The 23,996-nt window shown below is 69.4% G+C and carries 11 protein-coding genes and 1 pseudogene; 5 read left to right on the top strand and 7 right to left on the bottom strand.

Annotated elements, in window-relative coordinates; all coding sequences use genetic code 11:
- Positions 1–25: 25 nt before the first annotated feature.
- Positions 26–138, top strand: a pseudogene (locus tag ACTWQE_RS21030) (LysR family transcriptional regulator); the annotation flags it as partial.
- Here the strand turns inward: ACTWQE_RS21030 and ACTWQE_RS21025 are convergent.
- Together ACTWQE_RS21025 and ACTWQE_RS21020 are read right to left on the bottom strand one after the other, a co-directional pair.
- Positions 125–337 (bottom strand): hypothetical protein, encoded by a 213-nt coding sequence (locus ACTWQE_RS21025; RefSeq protein ID WP_443330554.1) that lies wholly within the window; start codon positions 335–337, stop codon positions 125–127. The pseudogene ACTWQE_RS21030 and the gene ACTWQE_RS21025 overlap by 14 nt on opposite strands.
- Positions 338–419: 82 nt before the next feature.
- Positions 420–635: a hypothetical protein gene (locus tag ACTWQE_RS21020; RefSeq protein WP_443330547.1), complete on the bottom strand. Its 216-nt coding sequence runs from the start codon at positions 633–635 to the stop codon at positions 420–422.
- Positions 636–1,268: 633 nt separating this feature from the next.
- Here ACTWQE_RS21020 and ACTWQE_RS21015 point away from each other — a divergent pair.
- The 4 genes from ACTWQE_RS21015 (at position 1,269) to ACTWQE_RS21000 (ending at position 8,855) form a co-directional block, all read left to right on the top strand.
- Entirely contained in the window at positions 1,269–3,179 is a 1,911-nt protein-coding gene (locus ACTWQE_RS21015) for an AMP-binding protein (protein WP_443330546.1), read from the top strand.
- 2 nt (positions 3,180–3,181) lie between these two features.
- Positions 3,182–6,424 carry a carboxyl transferase domain-containing protein gene (locus tag ACTWQE_RS21010; protein WP_443330545.1) on the top strand — a complete coding sequence of 1,081 codons (3,243 nt, stop codon included), beginning with the start codon at positions 3,182–3,184 and terminating at the stop codon, positions 6,422–6,424.
- Positions 6,425–7,572: 1,148 nt separating this feature from the next.
- Positions 7,573–8,265, top strand: a complete 693-nt coding sequence (locus tag ACTWQE_RS21005; protein ID WP_443330544.1) for a hypothetical protein — start codon at positions 7,573–7,575, stop codon at positions 8,263–8,265.
- Between the two features lie 167 nt (positions 8,266–8,432).
- Entirely contained in the window at positions 8,433–8,855 is a 423-nt protein-coding gene (locus ACTWQE_RS21000; RefSeq protein ID WP_443330543.1) for a YchJ family protein, read from the top strand.
- A gap of 28 nt (positions 8,856–8,883) precedes the next feature.
- On the opposite strand, the gene ACTWQE_RS20995 is transcribed toward ACTWQE_RS21000, so the two are convergent.
- The 5 genes from ACTWQE_RS20995 to ACTWQE_RS20975 form a co-directional block, all read right to left on the bottom strand.
- Positions 8,884–9,798 carry a serine hydrolase gene (locus ACTWQE_RS20995; RefSeq protein ID WP_443330542.1) on the bottom strand — a complete coding sequence of 305 codons (915 nt, stop codon included), beginning with the start codon at positions 9,796–9,798 and terminating at the stop codon, positions 8,884–8,886.
- 201 nt (positions 9,799–9,999) lie between these two features.
- Positions 10,000–11,055: an MDR family NADP-dependent oxidoreductase gene (locus ACTWQE_RS20990; RefSeq protein WP_443330541.1), complete on the bottom strand. Its 1,056-nt coding sequence runs from the start codon at positions 11,053–11,055 to the stop codon at positions 10,000–10,002.
- Positions 11,056–12,753: a phytoene desaturase family protein gene (locus ACTWQE_RS20985; RefSeq protein WP_443330540.1), complete on the bottom strand. Its 1,698-nt coding sequence runs from the start codon at positions 12,751–12,753 to the stop codon at positions 11,056–11,058.
- Between the two features lie 66 nt (positions 12,754–12,819).
- A complete protein-coding gene (locus ACTWQE_RS20980) occupies positions 12,820–14,487 on the bottom strand; it encodes a phytoene desaturase family protein (protein ID WP_443330539.1) in 1,668 nt (555 codons plus the stop codon).
- Positions 14,477–23,968, bottom strand: a complete 9,492-nt coding sequence (locus ACTWQE_RS20975; RefSeq protein ID WP_443330538.1) for a non-ribosomal peptide synthetase/type I polyketide synthase — start codon at positions 23,966–23,968, stop codon at positions 14,477–14,479. The genes ACTWQE_RS20980 and ACTWQE_RS20975 overlap by 11 nt, the downstream gene beginning before the upstream one ends.
- Between the last annotated feature and the right edge of the window lie 28 nt (positions 23,969–23,996).

The raw sequence follows: 23,996 nt of genomic DNA, 5'->3' as shown, positions 1-23,996 counted from the left end.
CGCGCCGTGCGCCCGCCCGCCGTGCCGCTACGTCCACCGCCTGCTCGAAGGGCGGACCCCTCCTTCTCCTACTCGACCGACGGCGCGGAGACGGGCAAGCTCATGGTCGCGGAGGGCCTCGGCGTCACGGTGCTGCCTTGGCCCCTGCGTTGGCACCGATGAGTTTCCGGCCGCTGCCCGGTCTGCATGGGGCATCCTCCAGGGTGAAGGTCTGATGCCTCATACCCTGCCCCTTTTCCGACTCGCGGATGGCGATCCTGCCGAGGAAGTCGTTGTCGTCCGGCCAGTCCTGCTCCTGCAGGTCGACCAGTGAGTGTCCGTTGACGGGGCGGGTCATGTTGATCTCGGCCGCCCCGCCGGCTGATCAAGCCCACGGCCCGCTTCGGCGTGGGCTGAGGGGTGCGCCGCCTGGACGCGGGTCACTCCACGACCCGGAAGCGCCGTCCGTCGTCCGGGGGCTCGGGGTCGTCCCTGCCGCCTTCGTCGGTCTGTCCCGGAGCCGCGGCCTCGGCCTCGTCTGTGCCGTCCTCGCCTTCGCCCTGCCCCTGCAGGGCTGCCAGCGCCTGTTCGAAGGTCTCACCGGTGACCTGCATGCGAATTCTGGCGAGCTGTTCGACCTCGTCGTCTAATGGCACGAGAGAAGCCTATGTCTTTCACCCGATCGGGTGTTGCCCGACCGCTTGACAGGGCAGCAGCTGCTGCTAATACGCTCCGTGCCCGCGCCATTGCACGGGGTGGAACGGAAGGGGCGCGTCATGAGTAATGAGGAGCGCAGGGCCGCGTACCTCCGGCAGACCGGCCGTAAGGAACTGACCGCGCGCCAGCGGCGCCGTATGGCCAAGAAGGCCGGACAGGGCAAGGGGCCGGTTGCCTGATCCGGTGCTCGGGCCGGGCTGCCCAGCCGGACCGAGCCCCTACGTCGCGGGCGTACCCGGGGCACTCCGCCGGATCGTCCCGGCGCCTTCCCCTCGAACCGTTGTCGCCACGGCTTCCCGGCTGCCCGGCCCCCGCAGCCACCCGTAGGCGTCCTCGTACGGCCGGAGCGGCGTTCCGCCCCGGCTTCTCTGTGCGCGGGCCGCGACCGCAGGGCAGGCCCCGATCCGGAGGACCCGTGCGCCCCCGGCTCATAAGCCGCTGGTCAGGCGGTCGCGCGGCCACGCCGTACCAGGGGGCGGATTCCACCGTGTCCGGCCTCTTGTCCCCGTCCGCGGGGGTCATCTAATTTGAGGCACCTGCCGACTGGTCGGTATGGCGAGGGTGGAGGTGTCGTGACACAGAGCAGCCGTGTGGAGGACTACCTGACGGACGTGCGTGCACGCCAGAGCCGGGTCTGGCCGGCCGAGGTGCCGAAGCAGGTGGTGTATCCGCAGGGGGAGCGTCCCATCACGGACCATCTCGTCCACTGGTCCCAGCACTGCCCCGACCGCGTCGCGATCAATTTCTACGGCCGCCGCATCAGCTATGCGGAACTCGAGGACCTCACGGCGCGGTTCTGCGGATGGCTGCAACGGGCCGGGGTGCGCCCCGGCGACCGGGTCGGGGTGCTGCTCCCCAACTGCCCCCAGTTCATCATCGCGATGTTCGGCATTCTCCGGGCCGGAGCCGTCCACGTACCGGTGAACCCCATGTTCCGCGAACATGAGCTGCGGCATGAACTGGCCGACGCAGGAGTGGAAGTCCTGGTCGCCGCTGACTCCCTGCAGCCGCTGGTGGAAGCGGTACGGGCAGACACCTCACTCCGCGAGGTGCTCCTCACCCGGCCGGGGGACATGATGCCGACGCGCCCGAGCCTGCCGGTCCCGCCGGGCCTCCTGAGCACCGGCCCCTCGAGCACCGGCCCCTCGAGCACCGGCCCCTCGAGCACCGGTCCCTCGAGCACCGACCCCTCAAGCACCGAAGAAGCCGTGGATTCCGTAGACGCCGTAGAGGCCGCGGATACCGTGAGGGAAGCCGTCGGTGCCTGGGACCACGCGCTCGGTGGAGCTCGTGGACGTGACCACCCGGCCGACTTGGACGCGCTCGCGGCCCTCAACTACACCGGCGGGACCACCGGGCTGCCCAAGGGCTGTGAGCACACCCAGCGACATATGCTCTACACCGCCGCGACCGCCGCGGCCGCCTACGGACTGGACCTCACGGGTGAGAAGCCGGACGTCCTGCTGATCTACGTGCCGGTGTTCTGGATCGCGGGCGAGGACTTCGGAATCCTGCTCCCCGTCCTCACGGGCGGCACCATGGTGTTGCTGACCAGGTGGGACCCCGAGGCCGTCCTGGAGGCGGTCGGGCGGTGCCGCGTGACGCTGATGCTCGGGACCGTCGACAACTACGTCGAACTGATGGAGCATCCGCGCTTCCCCGACGCCGATCTGTCCAGCCTGGTGCAGCCGCGGGCCATGTCCTTCGTCCGCAAGCTCACGCCCCGGATCCGAGCCCGGTGGCGGGCGCTGGCCGGCGCACACAGCGTGCTGCGCGAGGCGTCCTACGGCATGACGGAGACCCACACCGCGGACTCGTTCACCACGGGGTTCCAGGAGGCCGATCACGACCTTCTCACCGAGCCCGTGTTCTGCGGACTGCCCGTGCCGGGCACCGACTTCATGGTGGTGGACGAGACGACGGGCGAGCCTCTGCCGCTGGGCGAGCGCGGCGAGATCGTGGTGCGTTCACCCTCGCTGCTCACCGGCTACTGGCAGCAGCCGGAGGCCACGGCCCGTGCCCTGCGGGACGGTTGGCTGCACACGGGGGACGTGGGCCTGATCGACGAGGACGGCTGTCTGCACTATCTGGGCCGCAACAAGGAGATGATCAAGGTCTCGGGCATGAGCGTGTTCCCGTCGGAGCTCGAGGCGCTGCTGGCGCGCCATCCCGATGTGCTCACCGCCGCGGTGGTGCCCATGGACGACTCCTCGAAGGGCCAGGTACCGCTGGCGTTCGTGCAGCCGCGGCCCGGTGTCACGCTCAGTCCCGACGCGCTGCGCGCATGGGCGCGCGACAACATGGCTCCCTACAAGGTGCCGGTGGTGGTCTGTGTCGACGCCTTGCCGATGACCACGACCGGCAAGGTGAAGAAAGGGGAGCTGCTGGAGAGGGCCGCCCGGACGTCCCGGGCCGCCGCGAGCGCCCCGGAGGCCGCGGTCAGCGGCACCGTTGTGACAGGACCGGACCGGGAGGGCGCCTGACCATGGGAATGGCCAAACTACTCGTGGCGAACCGGGGCGAGATCGCCGTCCGGGTCATTCGCGCCGCCCATGAACTCGGTCTCGAAGCGGTGGCACTGCGGTCCCGTGACGAGTCCGACGCGCTCCACGTCCGGCTGGCCGACGAGGCGGTGGCGCTCGACGGTGAGGGGCCGGGCGCGTTCCTCGACGGGGCGGCGGTGGCCGCGGCCGCCGTACGCGCCGGCTGCGACGCCGTGCACCCCGGCTACGGCCTGCTCGCCGAGAACGCCGACTTCGCGCGGCAGTGCATCGACGCCGGACTGACCTGGGTCGGCCCGCGCCCCGAGGTGCTCGAGGTCTTCGGGGACAAGAGCGCGGCCCGCTCGCTCGCCGCGCGCCTCGATGTGCCCGTGCTCCCGGCGACCCGGGGCGACACCACCCTGGAGGAGGCCCGCGCGTTCCTGGACGGCCTCGGCCCGGGCGCCGCCGTGATGGTCAAGGCGGTCGCCGGCGGCGGCGGCCGGGGGATGCGCCCGGTGTACGCCGGGGAGGAGCTGGAGGAGGCGCTCCGGCGCTGCCGTTCCGAGGCGGCCCACGCCTTCGCTTCGGACGCGGTCTACGTCGAGCGGTTGCTGTCCCGGCCCCGCCATATCGAGGTACAGGTACTCGGCGACGGCACCGGCGCGGTCGTCTGCCACGGCGACCGCGACTGCAGCCTGCAGCGCCACCGGCAGAAGGTCATCGAGGTGGCACCCGCCCCGAACCTGGCCGAGACGACGCGCACCCAACTGCACGAGGCGGCGCTCCGGTTGGCGCGGGAGGTGGACTACGGGGGCCTGGGCACCGTCGAGTTCCTGGTCGACACCTCCGGCGGCAGGGACGCGTACTACTTCATGGAGGCCAACCCACGGGTCCAGGTCGAGCACACCGTCACCGAGGAGGTCAGCGGAACCGACCTGGTGAAGGCTCAGCTCCACGTGGCCGCCGGGCGCACGCTCGCCCAGCTGGGTGCCGAGCAGGCGCCGCCTCCGCGAGGGTGCGCGGTCCAGCTGCGGGTGAACGCCGAAACACTGCTCCCGGACGGGACGGTGCTGCCCGGGGCAGGCACGCTGGAGTCCTTCTGGCCGCCGACCGGCCCCGGTATCCGCGTGGACACGGCGGCGTACCCGGGGGCGCGCATCAACCCGCGGTTCGACTCGCTGCTGGCCAAACTGGTCGTCCACGACGGCTCGGGACGGCTGCCGGAAGCACTCGCTCGCGCCCGGCGGGCCCTGGCCGAGCTGAGGATCGGGGGCGTCGACACCAACGTCGCTCTGCTGCGGGGGCTGCTCGACGCACCCGAGATCGTCGCCGGGCGGCTGCACACCGGGCTGCTCGAGGAGTTGCTGCCGGGGCTGGTGCCCGCGCACGATCCGGTGCCCGACGCCTCCGGCGTCCCGGCCACGGGGGACACGCTCACCATCGCGGCCACCATGCCGGGCACGGTCGTCGATGTCGTCGTCGACGAGGGCCGGCGGGTACGGGCGGGCGGCACCGTGGTGGTGCTGGAGTCCATGAAGATGGAGCACCTCGTCGAGGCGCCGTGCGACGGCGTCGTCCTCGACGTCAGGGTGGAGCCCGGCGGCCTGGTCGGACTCGGACAGCCGTTGGTCGTGATGGAGGCGGTCGAGGCGGCGGCGGGGGAGTCCGCGGCCGAGGAGCGGCTGGATCTGGATGTGCCGCGTCCCGATCTGGAGGAGGTGCTGACGCGCAGGCGATGGGGTACGGACGCCGAGCGTCCCGCGATGGTCGAGCGCCGGCATGCCGAGGGACGGCGTACCGCGCGGGAGAACATCCTCGGCCTGTGCGACCCGGGCAGCTTCGTGGAGTACGGCGGTCTGGCCATCGCCGCCCAGCGCTCGCGCCGGAGCCTGGACGACCTGGCCCGGCGGACCCCCGCCGACGGGTTGGTCGGCGGAGTCGGCACCGTCGGGGCGGACCGGTTCGGCCCGGACGTGTCGCGTGTGGTGGCCATGTCCTACGACTACAGCGTGCTCGCCGGAACCCAGGGCCTGCACGGACACCGTAAGAAGGACCGGCTCTTCGAACTCGCCGAACAGGCCCGGCTGCCCGTCGTCCTGTTCGCCGAAGGCGGCGGCGGCCGTCCCGGCGATGTGGACGGGGACACGGTCTCCGGCCTGGACTGCATGGCCTTCTGGCTGTTCGCCCGGCTCAGCGGGCAGGTGCCCCTGGTCGGCATCGGCTCGGGACGCTGCTTCGCCGGCAATGCCGCGCTGCTCGGCTGCTGTGACGTCATCATCGCCACACCGGAGGCGAACATCGGCATGGGCGGTCCGGCGATGATCGAGGGCGGTGGTCTGGGCCGGTTCGCCCCCGAGGACATCGGCCCGGTCGAGGTACAGACCGCCAACGGGGTCATCGACATCGAAGCCGCGGACGACGAGGACGCCGTACGGCTCGCCCAGCGGTATCTGTCCTACTTCCAGGGGCCGGCGGAGACGTGGGAGTGCCCCGACCAGCGACGGCTCCGCCATCTCGTACCCGAGAACCGGGTGCGGGCGTACGACGTACGGGCCGTCATCGAAACGCTCGCCGACGTGGACTCCGTGCTCGAACTCCGCCGGAGCTTCGGGCGGGGCATCATCACCGCGCTGGTACGGGTGGAAGGCCGGCCGTGCGGCGTTGTGGCCAACGATCCGCGGCATCTCGGCGGGGCCATCGACTCCGACGCCGCCGACAAGGCCAGCCGGTTTCTGCAACTGTGCGACGCGTTCGGGCTCCCGGTGGTCTCGCTGTGCGACACCCCCGGGTTCATGGTCGGCCCCGACGCCGAGAGGACCGCCACGGTCCGGCATGTGAGCCGTATGTTCGTCAACGCCGCTGCGCTGACGATTCCCCTGGGAGTGATCGTGCTGCGCAAGGGATACGGGCTCGGGGCGCAGGCGATGGCCGGAGGCGGGTTCAAGGTCCCTCGTTTCTCGGTCGCCTGGCCGACCGGAGAGTTCGGGCCGATGGGCCTGGAGGGCGCCGTACGCCTGGGCTTCCGCAAGGAGTTGGAGGCCATGGAGGACGCGGAGGAGCGCGAGCGCGAGTTCGCCCGCCGGGTCGCCGCGGCCTATGAACAGGGCAAGGCCCTCAACGTCGCTTCGGTGTTCGAGATCGACGATGTGATCGACCCGGCCGACTCGCGGCGCTGGATCAGTACGTTGCTGCGTGAGGCGGCGCCTCACGTCCGCGGATCGCGGCCCTGCGTCGACACCTGGTGAACCGGCCGCCCCGGCCTTGACACAGCCCTCGGGCGCGCTCGGGCGAGGGCCACAACAGCAGGCCGCCCCCGGAACCGCGCCGCGGGACGTCAACGCGCACGCCGCCCCCCCCGGACGCCCCACCGGGTCCGCGCCGGTGCGTCCGGGGGCATGTGCAGCGTCGCTGAGGTGCCGGCATGATCGAGATACCCGAGGGCTTGGTGCGGAGCACGGCGGCACGGGAGGGTGAACGCGGCCGTGACTGGATTGCTGCCCTTCCCGGTCTGGTCGAGGAGCTTCTCAGCGCTGGAACTGCACTCCGGTGGCATCGCCGCTGCACGGACAGATCGCCATCGTCGTCCCCGTGCGGCGCGACGACCTCGCGCCCGCTGTCGTGAAGATCTCGTATCCACACCCGGGCAACGTCCATGACCGGGTGCCCTGGCAGCCTGGGGAGGGCGCGGAGCCGTGCTCCTGCACGAGCGTGACGACGCCTGCTTCGCCATGCTGCTGGACATGCTCGTCTGAAGCCGCCGTTCACCGTGGCGCTTCCCCGGTATTTCCGGCTTTCGGCCCGACCGGCCCGCGTCCGGTCCCGCGGCGGATGACACCACGGGCCCGGCCGAGCGCCCGGCCTCGCTCGAACGGGACACGCTGTGTGCCCTGTCCACCTGCCCGGTCGCGACCTGTCCATACGGATGTGGGGCCAGGGGGCGCACGCCCCTCTCGAGGTCTGCCATCCGATCGGAGTGGCGGTCCACCGGGTCGACCCCTCAGCTGCTGCGCGGTGCCTCACCGCCGTTTGCCGCCTACCGCACCCTTCATGGCGTCGCGTTCCCAGCTGGACGGTGGTGATGGGACGTCGGCGTGATTCCTCCCAGGGCCCGGACCCGGGCATCGGTGCGTCACTGCATCGCTGGATAAAACAGAAGTTGCGGACGTGTCTGTCGTGAGCTGAGTCATGTCCCCGTCGGATCCGTACTCATCGGCGTGATACCGCAGCGGGCATTACTTGGGTCCCGTGCCCGGCGCGGTGTCACAGCCGGGAGAGACCGACGGACAGGTGCGGCACATCCCCACGGGTGACGGTGCCGGTGCGGAAGGGTCATGACCGCTGACCGGAGGCGCGGCTCCCACGTCCTCATTTCCTTCATCTGCGAGGTGAACGCATGTCTCGAGCAAGGCGCACCAACAAGCGTCGTGTTCTGGGGGTCGGACTGGTAAGTGCGGCCCTGATCACGGGGGCGGTCGCCACGGGCGCCGCCATGGCGGGAGAGGGCGGAAAATCGTCCGAAGCCGCCGCGAACCCTGGCCAGTCCAAGAAGTGCTCATCAGCCGAGGAACAGTCGTCCGGGGCCGTCACCAAGGCGGTCACCAAGGCGAAGGAGGGAGGCGCCTTCAGCCTCTCGCAGCTGGACGGGAAAATGGCCGGCCTGCTGGCCGCGGCCGGGGCACAGCCGGACAGTCTCCAGAGCCTGGACGAAGCCCTGCGGGCCATCCCCGCGAGCGACACCGGTGTCCTGATCGAGGGCATCAAGGTCGGTAGTGACGAAGCTCCGCAGGTCAAGGTCAAGTCCCTCAACCAGCAGAAGCCCAAGGCATACGCGAAGGCCAACCCGAATGCCGACCTTGGACAGATGAACGCACAACTGGCTGCGGTGAACGAGAGTCTGGCCAAGGTCTGGTCCGACACGAACGGTCTGGAGAACCTCCAGGCGGCCTTCGGCCAGATCGCGGTGAACAACGTCATCGACATCGATGACATCGAGATCGATGACGTGGAGCTCGAACTCAAGAAGGCCGACGCCGACTCGGACGAGATGCAGGTCAAGCTGGTGTCTGTCGCCAACTGCGAGAAGTAGGCACCCGCACCGGTGACCGGGCCGACGAGCCGACGACCGATCGGCGACCGGCGCCCGGAGGCGGGCGCGACACCGGACGGCCCTGCACGGTGTCGCGCTTCCGAAGCTCCACGCCCCCCTTGCCGGGGGCGTGGAGCAGCCGCTCTCCCGCGGGAGACAATGGCGTCATGTCCCGACGCCGTTCACACCCGCAGACGTCACCGGCCTCCGTCTCCGCCTGCCCCTGCGGGCTGTCCGCCGCGTACGGCGACTGTTGCGGGCGCCTGCACGCCGGGCAGACCTCCGCCCCCACCGCTGAGTCATTGATGCGTTCCCGCTTCAGCGCGTTCGCCGTCCAGGACGAGACGTATCTGCTGCGGACCTGGCATCCCGGCACGAGGCCGCGCCGTATCGACTTCGACGCCGGTCTGCGGTGGCTGGGCCTGGAGATCCTGGACACCACCGGGGGAAGCGCCTTCCACACCACGGGGACCGTCACCTTCCGGGCCCGCTGGACCCACGGCGGCCGCCCGGGGGAACTCCACGAGCGCAGCCGCTTCGTACGTCACGAGGGTGCGTGGGTCTATGTGGAGGCGCTCGTCACGCAGTGAGTGCGTTCCTGTCCCCGGCCCACGACCCTCACATGCCGGCCGCGGCCAGGTCGCGGTGGAGTACGCGGGAAGCGCCCTGGATGGTGGCGATCCCGTACTCCATCGTGGGGCTGCCCTGGGAGAGGACGACGATCCCGTCGTCGCTGTCGCTGTCGCCGGCGCAGTCGCCGACGCCGTCGTGGCAGGTGAACGTGCCGATGCTGTGCACCCGCCAGCCGCCGGCCGGGCGCGGCAGCCAGCCGTTCTTCACATGGACCGCCGCCGCGCCGGGAGCTCCGGCCGGTACGCCCCACCGCTGCTCCGGGACGACCCGCCGCATCAGGCCGAGGGCGTAGTCGCGGGCCGTCCGGTCCAGGACCGCGTTGTCCGAGGTGAGCAGGCGCAGCAGCGTCAGCTGGTCACGGGCGGTGATCTGGGTGAGCCCCCAGCGCCCGTCCGCCCCGGGGACGGTGTCCCGCATGCCTGCGAGGGAGAGAAACCGGCTGATGCCCTGGTCTCCGACCTGGCGCCACAGAGCGGAGGTGGAGGCGTTGTCGGACTCGGTGATCATCGCGGTGGTCAGGGTCACTTCGCGTGGTGTCAGTCCGCGGTGAGCCTCCATGGCCTGTCGCAGCAGCGCACCGAGGACCGTGACCTTCACCACACTGGCCGAGTCGAAAGCGGTGTCCGACTTCAGGTCGCATGTGGTGGCGGTGCGCCGGTCGTAGAGAGCGAGCGCCGAGGAGCCCTGGCGTCCGCGCAGCGAGCCCGCTATGTCCTGGGACAGCCGGGCAGCCAGCCCTGGCTGCCGTGAGGTGCAGACGACCTGCGCATCGCCGACCGCGGCCCTGGCGGTGCTCGCCCCGGCCGGGCCCGCCGTCGCGAGCACGGTGAGCACCGACCCGGCGGCTGCGACCGCGGCCACCGTACGGCGGAGACGGCTCGACGCGTGCGATCTCTCCATGACGTGTTCCGTCCAGCTCCGTTCCCGCGGCTTCTGCTGCCCTCCGCCCGGCCGTCTCTCCGCGACCGGCGGCCCGGGCGACTCTACGTGATACGGGTGAGGGCGCCGAGTCGTGAAAGGGTGCAAATATCTGTATTGTTCGGGTTTGCTGTGGGCGGAGGTATGCCACGCGGGGCCACGCTCCGCCGCGGGTGAGGTGACTCACAGTTCGACCAGTACCTTGCCCCGATTCGCCGCTCTGTCGACGTACAGACTCTGATAGGCGGCCGGGATGTCGTCGAAACCGCGGCGGAGGGTCTGGTCGTAGGCGATCTCCCCCCGGCGGACCAAGCCGCCCAGCTCGTCGTGGAGCGCGTTCCAGTTCTGCTCGGTGAACCACTCCGGCGCGAAAATGCCGCGGATGGTGGTGCGCGGAAACATGATGTACGGCAACAGCCGTGGCCCGGTGTGGTCGTTGCCGACCTGAGTGGCCCACTGCCAGCAGACCGCCACCTGGCTGCCGACGTTGAGCAGGGAGAACGCCGCGTCCGTCACGGCGCCGCCCATGCTGTCGAAGTATTTGTCGACGCCGTCCGGTGCCGCTTCCCGGAGCGCCTGCCGCACCGAGTCCACGTCGTCGCCCTGGCGGTAGGGGACGACCCGGTCGAAGCCCAGCCCGGTGAGATACTCCGCCTTCTCCGGAGAACCGGTCGTGCCGATGACGCGAGCGCCGGCGCGCTTGGCCAGCTGTCCGACGAGCGTTCCGATGGAGCCCGATGCGCCGCTGATGACGACCGTGTCGCCGGGCCGGACCGTCATGAACTTCGTCAGGGTGCCCCAGGCCGTCATGCCCGGGCCGCCCATGATGCCCAATGCGGTCGAGAGCGGCAGCGCGGCGTCGTAATGGCGCGGATCCAGCCTGCGATAGGCGGGGAACACCATGGGGAACGTCCCGGTCTTCCAGGCCATCGGCGCGCCGTCACTGATGACATGGCTGCGCCAGCCACCGAAGCCCTGGACCAGGTCGCCGGGCGAGAATGCCGCGCGCGGTCCGGCCTCCACGACCTCCATGATGGAATCGGCGCCCATGTGATGGCCGAGTGGCGTATCGAGGGCGATGCCCTGCAGATAGGGATCGACCGACACATACAAGGTTTCGAGGAGCATCTCGTCGTCCTCGAGATCGACGTCCACCTCCTCCACCACCTTCTCGTAGATTCTGCGGACGTCGGGAACACCGTCGAGATGCTCGCGCACCACCCACTTCTGGATTTTCATTCATGTCTCCTGTCGATAGGACGGTTGAGGAAACCCGGCGGCCGGGCCGGGGGACGGCGGACGTGCTCCGACCGGGATGACGACGTGCGTCGGCGGCGGCCCCGTCTCGTCGATCCCGGCGGTGAAGGTCCTGCCGTCGTCGCGGCAGATGAACTGCATGACATGTCGTCCCGCGGCCGCGGCGCGGATCAGTCCGCCCGTGGTCGCCCACACGCCCGACAGATAGAAGTTCTCCAGGCCGGGCAGCCCCGGACCGTGCTTCTTGACCAGTGCTTCCAGGGTTTCACCGCTCTCCACGAACGGCTGCCAGCCCAGGACGGTGCCGTCGTAGTTGCCGGTGTAGCGGACTTGGGTGAGCGGGCTCGACACATCGCGTACGGCGATCGCGTCCGCCATTCCCGGGAAGCGCGCGTCGAGAAATCGTGTGAGCACGTTTCTCACTCGGCGCTTGGCGGTGTAGTAGTCGCGTCCGCGCCGCACCGGCAGGGTATGCAGCTCCTCGCCCCTGCGCAGCCGACTCGCCTGCTCCGGCCCTTGGTTCAGGGCGCGCCACGGGGCGATGTCGCAGAAATAGGTGGCGTAGACGACGGTCGTCTCCTGCGGAGACAGCTCGGGGTAGTGCAGATTGCGGAACTGAACGTTGATGCTCGGATGGCGAATGCCGGTCAGCCCGGCTGCCTCGGCGTCGGTCAGCAGATAGGTCGTACACGGATCCCCTTCGGGGAAGGGACGTTTGAGACCGAGAAAGAGGGTGACGTAGCCGGGGAACACCATGCCCGGCTCTTTGATGGTCCTGGTGTAGAGATGACGGTATTTTACGTCCAGATACCGGCCTTTGAGAAACTTCATCATCGTGGTGTGACCGTCGCAGGCCGAGACCACGATGTCGGCGTGGAACTCGCGCCCGTCGCTGAGACGCACACCGACCGCACGGTCGTCCTCGACCAGCACTTCCTCGACCTTGGCGTTGTAGGTGACCTCACCGCCGAGGCGTCGGTAGCGCTGCTCGATGGACCGGGACAAGCCGAGCGAACCGCCTTCGGGTACACCGGCCGACAGATTCGCATGCGAGGCCAGCTGGAAATAGAACGGGAGCACCGGGAACGCCGGGTGCTTCTCGTAGAGGATGAAATTGAACGCCTCGCGGAGCAGGGGGTCCTTGAACTTCGAGGAGTAGTCCGTCATCAGCACACTGAGCGATCGACGGATGACATTGACGTACGGGACGAAGGAGGCCAGCATGCGCCAGCGCTCGAACGTACCCATCAGGCCCACCGGTTTGAGGAAAGGGTAGACGGCCAGACACTTTCTGAACTTACGCAGGCCGTTGCAGAAATCCCGGATGTGTCCGGCGTCGGCGGGCGAGAGGCCGAGCAGATGTTCCTGGAGCCGGTCCGGGTCGGAGTAGAAGTGGACCGCCCGCCCGTCCCCGCCGCGCACGATGTTGAACACATCGAAATGGCGCATCTGCTTGCCCTGCAGGGCTCCCAGTTCGAGCCAGATCCGGTGCATCTCATTACCCGGACCACTGCCGAGCAACCAGCTGATGCAGCAGTCGAGTGTGAAGTCACCCCGGTCCCATGCCGTACAGCAACCTCCGGGAATGTCGTGCATCTCGAAAATGCGGGTGCGGTACCCGTTCATCTGCGCGTAGCAGCCGGTGGACAGGCCACCGAGGCCCGCACCAATGATGATCATTGATTCTCTGTTCCGCTTCGGGCGCGGCATGCTTCCTGCCTCCTCGGTAGGTGGGCCCGCGGTCCTCTACCGCACGGGCCACGCATCGAGTTGGGGGAGAGGACCGAGCTTGTCGCGGTGCCAGGGCTCACGGCCCGGGCTCTCCCAGGCGCGGAATTCCAGGCCCAGCTCCTGGCACAGATACTGGGTGACGAAGCGGCCGCTCGACGCGGCACGGATCAGTCCGCCCCCGGCTGCCCACTGCCCCGCCATCGAGAAACCGCGCAGCCCCGGCAGTCGCATACGGTCCTTGTTCACCACCTTGGTCACCAGGTCATCGGCGTCGGTGAAGGACTTCCACGCGAGAATGCTGCCGTTGAAATTGCCGGTGTACCGCTTGGTGGTCGCCGGCGAGGCCACGTCCACAACGCGGATACGCTCACCGATGCCCGGATAGCGGCACTCCAGGAAGTCCCGTACGAAGTCGGCGACCTTGCGCTTCTGGGCCCAGTACTCTCTGCGATTCGCGCTGCGCAGCGCCGTCCAGTAGGCGAAGTCACTGAAGTAGGTGCAGTGGATCACCGAAGTGCCGGGCGGCGCGAAGCCGTCCGAGTAACGCGAGCGCAGCTGCACCACCAGGCTCTTCTGCGACGCCCCCGGCAGCTGACGGCTCTGCTCCTGCGACAGCAGATACGTCGTGCTGTGGGCGTCCTGTGCCCCCGCCTCGCCATCGAGGCCGACGAAGGCCGAGACCACGCCCGGGTACAGGACGCCCGGCTCGGTGAGCAGGGAGCCGTAGAGCTTGTCGATGCGCGGACCGGTGTACCGGCCGCCCAGCAGGCCGTAGATGGTGGTGTAACCGTCGCAGGCCGAGACGATGTGGTCGGCGTAGAGCCGCTTCCCGCCCCTGAGCTCCACCCCGATGGCACGGCCGTCCTCGACCAGAATTCTCTCGACACGCGCACGGTAGGTGATGCTGCCGCCCAGCGACGTGTACCGCTCCTCGATGGAGCGCGACAGTCCCAGCGATCCGCCCTGCGGAAAACCCGCGTTGTGGTGGTACGCCCCGGCCATGTTGAACAGATACGGCAGCAGGGGGAAGACCTCGTGATCCTGGAAGAAGATATTGCGGAACGCCCGGCGCAGCAGCGGATCCTGGAATTTGTCGGCGAAGGTGTGCATCTGTGTGGCGGCGGTCCGCCAGAACAGACGGAACGCCGGCAGGACCGTGAACAGGGTCCGGAGCCTCTCCCGCGGTGTCTTCAGCGGTGACGGCGTGAGGAAGGGATACAGGTCGATCCGGAGGAAGCGCCGCAGGTCACGGCAGAACGAGCGGATGAGCCGCGCGTCGGCCGGCGAGACCTCCAGCAGATGCCGCTCCAGCCTGTCCGGGTCGTTGTAGAACGTCACCGACCGGCCGTTCTCGTCGACGACCCGGTTGAACATCTCGAAATTCGTCATCGTCTTGCCGTCGAGCGCGCCGAGTTCGCGCCACACCTGGTTCGCGTCGTTGCCCGCGCCGGTGCCGATCAGCCATTCGATGCAATAGTCGAAGATGAAGCCCTCGCGTGACCACGCCGTGCAGCAGCCTCCGGGCAGGACGTGCTTTTCGAGGATGCGGGTCTCCATCCCGCTCATCTGCGCATAGCAGCCGGTGGCCATGCCGCTCACGCCCGCGCCGATGATGATCACGCGGGGGCTGCCACCGGGAGTGCGGTCGCGGATGCTCCAGTCCGGGCCCGGCTCATGCGACATGCGTCTCACCTCCGGCCAGGATGATGCGTGCCAGGTTCGCGTTGAGCGCGATGTACTCCTGGTCGAGCATTTCGGCGTGGGTGCCGAAGCCACGGAACACCGCGGTACGGGTCGTCGTACTGCCGTGCCAGCTGCCACGCTCCTCAGCGGCGTACAGCGCCACCTTCTCCTCGTCGGAGATCACACTGACCGGAGCACTGATCACCCCGTGGTTCGGTGTACGGCTGCAGAAGTGGATGTACTCCCTGGCCTGGTTCAGCGTCTCCTGGGCGACGATCTCCGAGCCCGTGTGCTTGCGCAGATGCTCGCCGAGTTCACGCTCGAAGGCCTCGAAGTGCTCGCTGCCGAGCTCGAAGGAGTCATGGATCCGGTACGAGTCCATGATGACCACGTTCGGCACCTCGCGTCCGCGCTGCTCCAGCTCTTTGGCCACCTCGAACGCGAGGTTGCCGCCGAGCGAATAGCCGAACAGGATGCACGGCCCTTCGGTCCGGATGGACTCGATCAGATCGGCATAGCCGGCCACCTTGTCGTCGCCGGACAGATAGTTGAAGGCGACGAACTGATACTCCGGCAGATGTGCAGCGAACTGGCGGTAGACCAGGCCGTGCCCCCCTGCCGGCGGGAAGCAGAAGATCGTCTGAGTCTGCTCGTTGTCGGCGTTGAAGCGCAGATAGGGCTGGGCTCCGGCGATTTTACCGGTGATGATGTGCTCCACCGTCAGGGCCATACCGTGCAGGGTCGTCACCTTGAACAGCCGGCTGACGGGAATGGTGATGTTGAACTCGGACTGGAGGTGGTGGATCAGCTCGATCAGTTTGATCGAACTTCCGCCCACCTCGAAGAAGTCATGGTGCAGACCCACCTGTTCGAGGCCGAGCAGAGATTTCCACTGCTCGGCCATGCGGACCTCGTAGAGCGTCACCGGCTCCTCGTAGCCCTCCTCGCCCCCGTCGAACCGCGGCGCCGGCAGTGCGGCCAGATCGACCTTGCCGTTCGGTGTGAGCGGCAGTTCGGGGAGTTCGACGAAGTACGAAGGAATCAGATACGTCGGCAGGGAGCCGGCGAGATGACGGCGCAGCTCCCGCCAGTCCAGGCTGCCACCGGCGGCCGGAACGCCGTAGGCGCACAGCACGCTGTCGCCACCTGCGTCCGGGCGGGCGGTGACCACCGCCTGCGCCAGACCCGGCCAGTCCGCCAACTGGGACTCGATCTCGCCGATCTCGACGCGGTGACCGCGCACCTTGACCTGCGTGTCGGTCCGTCCGAGCAGATGGACACCGCCGTGGGAGTCCCATCGCGCGAGGTCGCCGGTGCGGTACAGGCGCAGGGCAGCGGCCCCCGGTTCGTGGCTCGGCGTCAGCGTGACGAAGCGCTGCGCGGTCTGTTCCGGATCGCCGGTGTAGCCGGTCGCGACGCCGTCGCCGCCGATCCACAGCTCGCCCGCCACGCCCGGTGGCACCGGCTCGCCGTGGTCGTCGAGGATATAGAGCGCGCTGTTCGGAAACGGCCGTCCGATCGGCACCATACGGCTTGGCTCCAGCCCGTCGACCGGCCCTTCGAAGTAGGCGCTGTCGATGGTCGCCTCGCTGACCCCATAGGAATTGACCAGGCGTGTCCGCGGCCCGCACAGACCGCGCAGCCGCTGGTATTCCTCGACCTTCCACGCGTCGGAGCCGACGATGAGCAGGCGCAGGAAGTCCAGACGCAGGCCGTGGCTCTCGCAGTGGCTCATCAGGCCGCGTACGACCGCGGGCACGAACTCTCCGCAGTCGATCCGTTCGGCGAGCATCGTCTCGTACAGGCGCGCCGTGTTGAACAGCAGCTCCCGGTTGATCAGCACGAGATGGCCGCCGGAGCACAGTGCGCGGACCAGATCACCGGTGAAGACGTCGAAGGGGAAACCGGCCATCTGCAGATGCGTGTGCACCTCGTGGTCGAGGCGGTACGTCTCGCGCCAGGCCCCGTACGCCGAGGCAAGATTGCGGTGGCTGACCTGCACTCCCTTGGGCCGGCCGGTCGAACCGGAGGTGTAGACGACATAGGCGGGCGCGTTCATGTCGACGGTGGCATCACCGTCGGGGCCGTCCATGGCCGGATCGGGAGCGTCGGTCGGCGCGTCGGTCGCGTACAGGTCCTCCAGGGCCAGCATCTCGATCGGCAGCCCGGCCAGCTGCTCACGGCCGGCTCCGTCGGCGATCACGACCGTGGCACCGGCGTTGCGCACCATGAAGGCCAGGCGCTCGGCCGGGTACTCGGGGTCGAGCGGCAGATAGGCGCCACCGGCCTTGAGCACCGCCAGCACGGTGACGATCAGTGCGGGCGACTTGTCCAGGCACAGGGCCACGACCGCGCCGTCGCGCACCCCCAGCCCGCGCAGCCGGTGCGCCAGCCGGCGGGAGCGGTCCTCGAGGTCGCCGTAGGTCAGCCGCACGGTCCCGCCCGCTTCCGTCGGGGCCGATACGGCGGTCGCCTCGGGATGCTCGGCAGCGGCGGCGCTGATCAGCTGATGGACCGGCACCTCGCCGGGGTCCTGTGGCCCTGGCGCGCCCCCGGGCCGTACGAGCTCCTGCCGGGCCCCGCTCCATGCACTGAGGATGCCCTCGCGCTCCTCGGGGGAGAGCATCTCCAGCCGGGTGATCGGCTGCGTGGACGGCGCGCTGGTCAGCCCGTCGAGCAGATTGACGTAGTGCGACGCCAGCCGCCGCACCGTCTCCGGAAGGAAGAGGTCGGTGTTGTATTTGAAGACGCAGTGGAAGCGCTGGTCCGCCTCGTCCTCGTAGGCCGAGAGCGTGAGGTCGAACTGGCCCTCCTCCTCGGGCAGTTCGATGTACTCCAGCCGGTAGCCGTACTTCTCGGTCGCCACCTTGTGGACGAGCAGGATGAACATCGCCTGGAACACCGCGGAACGGCTCGGATCGTGCTGGAGGCCCAGCTCCTCGACCAGCCGTACGAACGGATACTCCTGATGGTCCAGGCCACCCAGCACCACGCCGCGCACCTGCCCCAGCAGCTCGGCGACCGACGGCCCCCCGGCGAGGTCGGCGTGCAGCGGCAGCGGATTGACGAAGTAGCCGTAGACCGAGGCGAACTCCTTCTGCGTCCGGCCCGTGACCGGGCTGCCGACGATGATGTCGTCCTGCCCGGAATAGCGGTGCAGCAAAAGGTAGTAGGCGCTCAGCAGCACCATGAACACGGTGACGTTGTGCTCGCGCGCCAGGGCGTGGACCCGTGCGCTCAGCTCGGCGTCGAGCACGAAGAACTCCGACGCACCGTTGTGGGTCTGGACCAGCGGGCGGGCCTTGTCGGTGGGCAGGTTGAGCACCGGTACTTCGGCCGGCAGACGGCTCCGCCAGTAGTCGAGCATCCGCTGCGCCTCGGGGCCGGCGAGGAACTGGTTCTGCCAGTTGAGGAAGTCCAGGTAGCGCCCGGACACCGGCGGCAGTTCGGTACGGCGTCCTTGGCGCAGCCCCTCGTAGAGCGCGAGTAGTTCCTCGATGAAGGTGAACGTCGAGATCGCGTCCGAAATGATGTGGTGGACGGCCTTCATGATGATCCAGCGGTCCGTGCCCCGCTTGAACAGGCGCAGCCGGACCAGCGGGTCGCGCTCGAGGTCGTAGGGCTTGCGGTACTCGTGGACGATCATCCGGTGGATGGCGTCCCACTCCTGGCCCTGGACGTCGAAGAGGGCGATGTCCTGTGCGGTCCCGGAAGAGACCTTCTGCATCGCCTGACCCTGCGGGCCGAGTACGAAGTTGGCGCGCAGGCTGGGATGGCGCTCGGTCAGAGCACGGAACGCCTCGAACATCAGCTCGGGTTCGAGCTCGGCGCGCACCTCGACCGCACCACCGATGTTGTACGCGAAGCCCTCCGGGTTGAGCTGCTTGAGAAACCACAACGCCTTCTGGTTCTGGGTCAGCGGGTGCTGCCGCTCGTCACGGAAGACCTCGACCTCCACGGCGTCGGCGCCCGCGCCGGCATCGGCCGCCACCAGTCCGGCCACGCCGTCGTGCAGCTGCTCGGTCAGCTCACCGACGGGAGCGCCGCTCAGCAGGGTCACCACCGGCAACGCGACACCCAGCTCCGTGTGGACCCGGGCCCGCAGCTCCATCGCGAGCAGCGAGTCGAGCCCGAGGGCGGGGAGGCTGACGCCGGGATCGACCTGGTCGGACCGAACGCGCAGTACGCCGGCGACCAGCGCGCCGAACCGCTCCGCCAGCAGCAGTCGGCGGTCCTCCGCCCCGGCGTCGCGGAAGGTGTCCAGGAAGCTGCTGTTCTCGGTGGGCGACGGGCCGCCGGCGGTGAGGACCAGGTCGCTCACCAGCGGCGGCGGCGAGGCGTACCAGGCCAGAAAGACCGGCCAGTCGACGACGGTCGCCACCAGCAGCTGGGCCCGGTCCTGACCGATGACCCGCTCGAGCACCGCCATTCCGGCGTCCGGCGACAGCGAGCTCATCCCTCGGCTGTTGCGATAGTGGTCGATCAGCCCGAGCTCTTCGATCATGCCGGTCGCCCACGGCCCCCAGTCCAGGCTCAGCGCCGGCAGGCCCTGCGCGCGACGGTGGTGCGCCAGTGCATCGAGAAAGGCGTTGCCGGCGGCGTAGTTGGTCTGGCCGGCGGTCGTCAGCAGGGAGGCGATCGAGGCGAACAGGACGAAGTGTTCCAGCGGCTCGTCCCGCAGATGGCGGTGCAGCAGCCAGGCGCCGGCGACCTTGGGGTCGTGCACGGCGTCGAAGGTCGGACGGTCCATCTCCGGGAGGAGCGTGTCGTGAACATGGCCGGCGAGGTGGAACACACCACGGATCGGCGGCGGCTCCTGCGCGCGGTGCTCCTCCAGCCACGCCGTCAGGGCCGCCTCGTCGGTGATGTCGAGCGGCACCAGGATCGTCTGAGCTCCGAGGGCCTCCAGCTCTTTGAGGAAGCCCACGGCGCGGCCTGCCGGGGTGCCGGGATCCAGGGTGCTCCACCGGCTGCGCTCCGGCATCCTCGTACGGCCCACGAGGATCAGCCGGCGCGCACCACGCTTGACGAGTGTGCGGCACAGCAGCCTTCCGAGGGCACCGAAGGCGCCGGTCACCAGATAGCTGCCGTCGGGGCGCAGGCGCAACGGCAGCGGGCGGGTGAGACCGCTGGCCGGCTTCAGCCGGCTGGTGTAGCGGCGGCCGCCCCGCAGGGCGACCTCGTCCTCGTCGTCGGCCGACACCTCGCGCAGCAGGGCCTCGGCCTCGGCCCGGCGCGCCGACGCGTCACCCCCGTCAGGTCCGAGGTCGATCAGCTTGCCGCGATGGGCCATCAGCTCCTGGTACCAGAGCACCCGGCCGATGCCCCAGGCCGGCGCACCCAGTGGCTCGACCGTATCGCCGGAGGCCACGGCCTGCGTTTCGCGCGTGACGATATGCAGCCTGCTGCCGGGCTGTTCGGACTGCAGCGTCTGGGCGAGCGCGATCAGCGAGTACGCCCCGACGCCGGTGTGCCGCCCCAGGTCGTCCGGGACTGTCGCGTCGATCGGTGGCAGATCGAGGTTCCACAGGTGCACGACGGTGGTGAACGGCTCGCCGCCCTCCTTGCGCAGTTCGGCGAAGAGGCGCCTCAGCTCGGCCGTCGAGCCGGGCGTGACCGTGGACTGCCGACGGTCGGACGCCAGGCGGTAGCCCTGGCCCGGGCGCACCAGGTGGCAGTGCCCGCCCCGCGCGGCCACCATCGCCGCCAGCGCGTCGGCGACCCCCTGCGCGTCGGCGAAGACCAGCCACTTCCCGGCCGCTCCGCCCCCCGCGGCCCGCGCCGGGGCATCGTCCGCGACGGGGCCGTCCGCGGTATTGCCGCCGCCCGCCTCGAGCGGCTTTTCCACCCAGGCCATGTCGGCCAGCCAGTGGTCGATGGTGTTGCGGCCGACCGCCGTCGACGCCTTCTCGATATCCGCCGCACGGAAACCACTGATGCGGCCCAGCGGCTCGCCGGTGTCGGAGTACAGGGCGATGTCGCCGGTCAGCTCGCCCCCCTCGTCCTGTGACACGGTCGCGTGCGCCCAGAACGGCTGATCGCCCACCGGATCACAGCGCACCTCGTCGATCGACAGCGGCAGGCGGATACCGCTCTCCCGCGGGTCCCCGTTCTCCTGCAGGATCTGGGGCGTCAGCAGCGACTGGAAGCAGGCGTCGAGGAGTACCGGATGGACATGGTGGCGGGCGGCGTCCTCACCGATGATCTCCGTTGGGCGGATCCGGGCGAGCGCTTCGCGAGGGGCGATCCACACCTCCTCGATGCCCTGGAACGCGGGCCCGTACTGGTAGCCCAGGGCTCCCAGAGCCGCGTAGCAGCCTGCCCCGTCGAGCTGACGCTCACAGCGGGCGCGGATCGCCCCGGCGTCGAACGTCGTGCCGAACCCGCGCCGCTGACCGGTGCGTACGACCCCGCTCGCGTGCACGATGCTCTCTTCGGTGGCACCCGGCACCGTCGCCACGGTGAACGCGGCCCGCTCGGAGGAGAAGGACAGCTGCACCGCCCTCGCCTCCCCGTCGGGCAGGAAGAGCGCCTTCCGGAGCTCGATGCCGGCCAGCGTCACCTCGGTGCCGCCGGTCAGCGCCCGGACCGCTTGCGCCGCCATCTCCAGATAACCCGCCCCCGGGAACAGCGCGCTGCCCTGGATCCGGTGATCACCCAGGTACGGCATCGTCTCGACGTCGAGCCGCACCTCCCATGTCGGCTCGGCGTGAGCGGTACGGCGGCCCAGCAGGGGATGGTCGCGCCGGCCGAGCCGGATCTGCTCCACCGGCTTCGGCTCCACCCAGTAACGGTCCCGCTTCCATGGATAGCGCGGCAGCCGCACCGGCCTGCCGGCGGGATGCAGCACCTCCCAGTCGATGTCGACTCCCAGGTTGTGAAGCCCGGCCAATGACAGGGTGAAGCGCTCGGCTTCGTCTTCCTGGCGGCGGAGTGACGGAAGCGTTCTCCCTTCGGCACCCCGGCTGTCGAGGCATTCCTTGATCGCATGGCCGAGTACGGGGTGGGGGCCGATTTCGAGGAACACGCTGTGGCCGTCGTCGACCAGTCGGTCGACCGCCGCGCGGAAGTGAACCCTGCCCCGGACATTCTTCCACCAGTAGCCGGCGTCCAGCTCGGTGCCGTGCGCGACACCCTGTTCGCCGGTGAGGTACAGCGGCACGCGCGCGGAACGCGGCGCCAGCCCCGCCAGCGACTTCAGCAGCTCCTCCTTGATCGGGTCCATCCGCGCGCTGTGGTAGGGCACCCGTACGGCGAGAGGCTTGGCGAAGATCTGCTCGGCCTGGAGCTCGGCAGCGAGCTGCGCCAGCGCGTCCTCGTCACCGGCGAGGGTGATCCCGGTCGGGCTGTTCACCGCGGCGACCGAAACGCGGTCGCCGTACGGCTCCACACGGCGTACCGCCTCGGTCTCCGAGAGGCTCACCGCCAGCATGGTGCCGGTGCCGGTGAGCTTCTGCTGGAGGCGGCTGCGGTGCACCACGACCTTGACCGCGTCCCGCAGGGTGTAGACCCCGGCTTCGTGGAACGCGGCGACCTCGCCGGTGCTGTGTCCGACCACGGCGTCGGGACGCACGCCGCGGCTGCGCCACAGCGCTGCCAGTCCGGTCTGCAGGGCGAAGTTGGCCGGCTGGGCCAGCCAGGTCTCGCTCATCTGCGAACCGGCTTCGTCGGCGGCCAGCTCCTCGACCAGCGACCAGCCGGTGAGCTTGCCGATCTCGTGGTCGCAGCGCTCGACCGCCTCACGGTAGACCGGTTCGGTCTCGAAGAGCTCGCGCCCCATCGCCCACCATTGCGGCCCCATGCCGGTGAAGACCCAGACCAGACGCCGCTGTTCCCGGTCACGCTGCTGGTCGAGCAGCACATGCGGATGTGCCTCGGCCCGCAGATACGCGTCGAGGCCCTCCTCCAGCTCGGCGGGCGACGCGTACACGATCGACAGCCGCGACTCCAGATGCTGGCGGCGGTGGGCCAGCGTGAAGCCGAGGTCGGAGAGCGGTACGGCCGTGCCGTCGACGCCCGCCAGCTCCTGGCGGATGGCTCCGGCCACCTCGGGGAGGACGGCCGGGTTGCGCGCCGTCAGCGGCAGGATCGTGTAACCGGCGCGGGGGGTGGGGCGTTGGGCCGCGGCCTCCGCCTCCGCGGGCGCCGTGGTCCCTTCGCGGACGGGCGCTTCCTCCAGCAGGATGTGGGCGTTGGTCCCGCCGAAGCCGAAGGAGTTCACACCGGCGCGGGCGGGCCCCTCATGTTCGGGCCAGTCGGTCGGCCGGGTCGGGATCTCGTACGGCAACGACGCCAGGTCGATCGCGGGATTGATCTTCCGCAGATTGATATGGGGCGGGATCTTCCGGTGCTTGAGGCACAGCACGGTCTTGATCAAGCCGGCGATGCCGGCAGCCGATTCGGTGTGTCCGATGTTCGTCTTGACCGAGCCGACGTAGCACTTGGCGCCCGGCTTCCGTCCGAGCGACAGGGCGCGGCCGAGGGCTTCTGCCTCGATGGGGTCCCCGACCGGCGTCGAGGTGCCGTGCGCCTCGACGTACTGCAGGCTGCCGGGTTCGATGCCCGCCTCGGCACAGACGCGCTCGATCAGGGCGACCTGGGCGTCCGGGTTGGGCACGGTGATGCCGTTGGTACGGCCGTCCTGGTTGACGCCGCTGCCGACGATCACCGCGTGGATGGGATCGCCGTCCCGCAGGCTGTCCTCCAGGCGCTTGAGCGCGACCATGCCCACGCCCTCGGCCCGCACATAGCCGTTGGCCGAGGCGTCGAAGGTGCACGACCGGCCCTCGGGGGAGAGAAAGCCACCCTTCGTCTCGGCGATGGTGTACTGCGGCGCCATGTGCAGCAGCGTGCCTCCGGCGAGCGCGAGGCCGGTCTCGCCACGACGCAGGCTCTCGCACGCCAAGTGGAGGGCCACCAGCGACGAACTGCATGCGGTGTCGATCGAGACACTGGGCCCGCGGAAGTCGAAGCAGTACGAGATACGGTTCGACACCATCGTCATCATGGTGCCGGTCGCGGTGTGTGCGGCGAGCGTGTCGAAGCTCAGGTCGGAGAACTGCAGAATCTTGTAGTCCAGCGTGAACGCGCCCACAAAGACCCCGACGTCACGGCCCGCCAGGTCCGAGGGGCGCTGTCCGCCGTCCTCCAGCGCCTCCCAGGACACCTCCAGCAGCTTGCGCTGCTGCGGGTCCATGTGCTCCGCCTCGCGCGGGCTGATACCGAAGAAGGCGGGATCGAACTCGTCGAAGCCGTCGATGTAGCCACCGCGGCCACCGACCAGACGACCGGGCTTGGCCTTGTCCCGGCTGCCGAGGGTCGCGACGTCGTAACGGTCGGCCGGCGTGGGCGTGATGCAGTCCCTGCCGTTGATCAGGTTCTGCCAGAACGCACGGTAGTCGGACGCACTACCGGGCAGTCGGCAACCCATCCCGATGATCGCTACGGTGTCGCGGGAGGCGGCGTTCAATGAGTCCGTCAACGTCGAATCCTTGTGTCATGGCGCTGCG

The sequence above is a fragment of the Streptomyces sp. 8N706 genome (assembly GCF_052245415.1).
GTDB lineage: Bacteria > Actinomycetota > Actinomycetes > Streptomycetales > Streptomycetaceae > Streptomyces.
The sequence above is the reverse complement of the archived record's forward strand: the minus strand, read 5'-3'. Positions and strand labels throughout refer to the sequence as shown.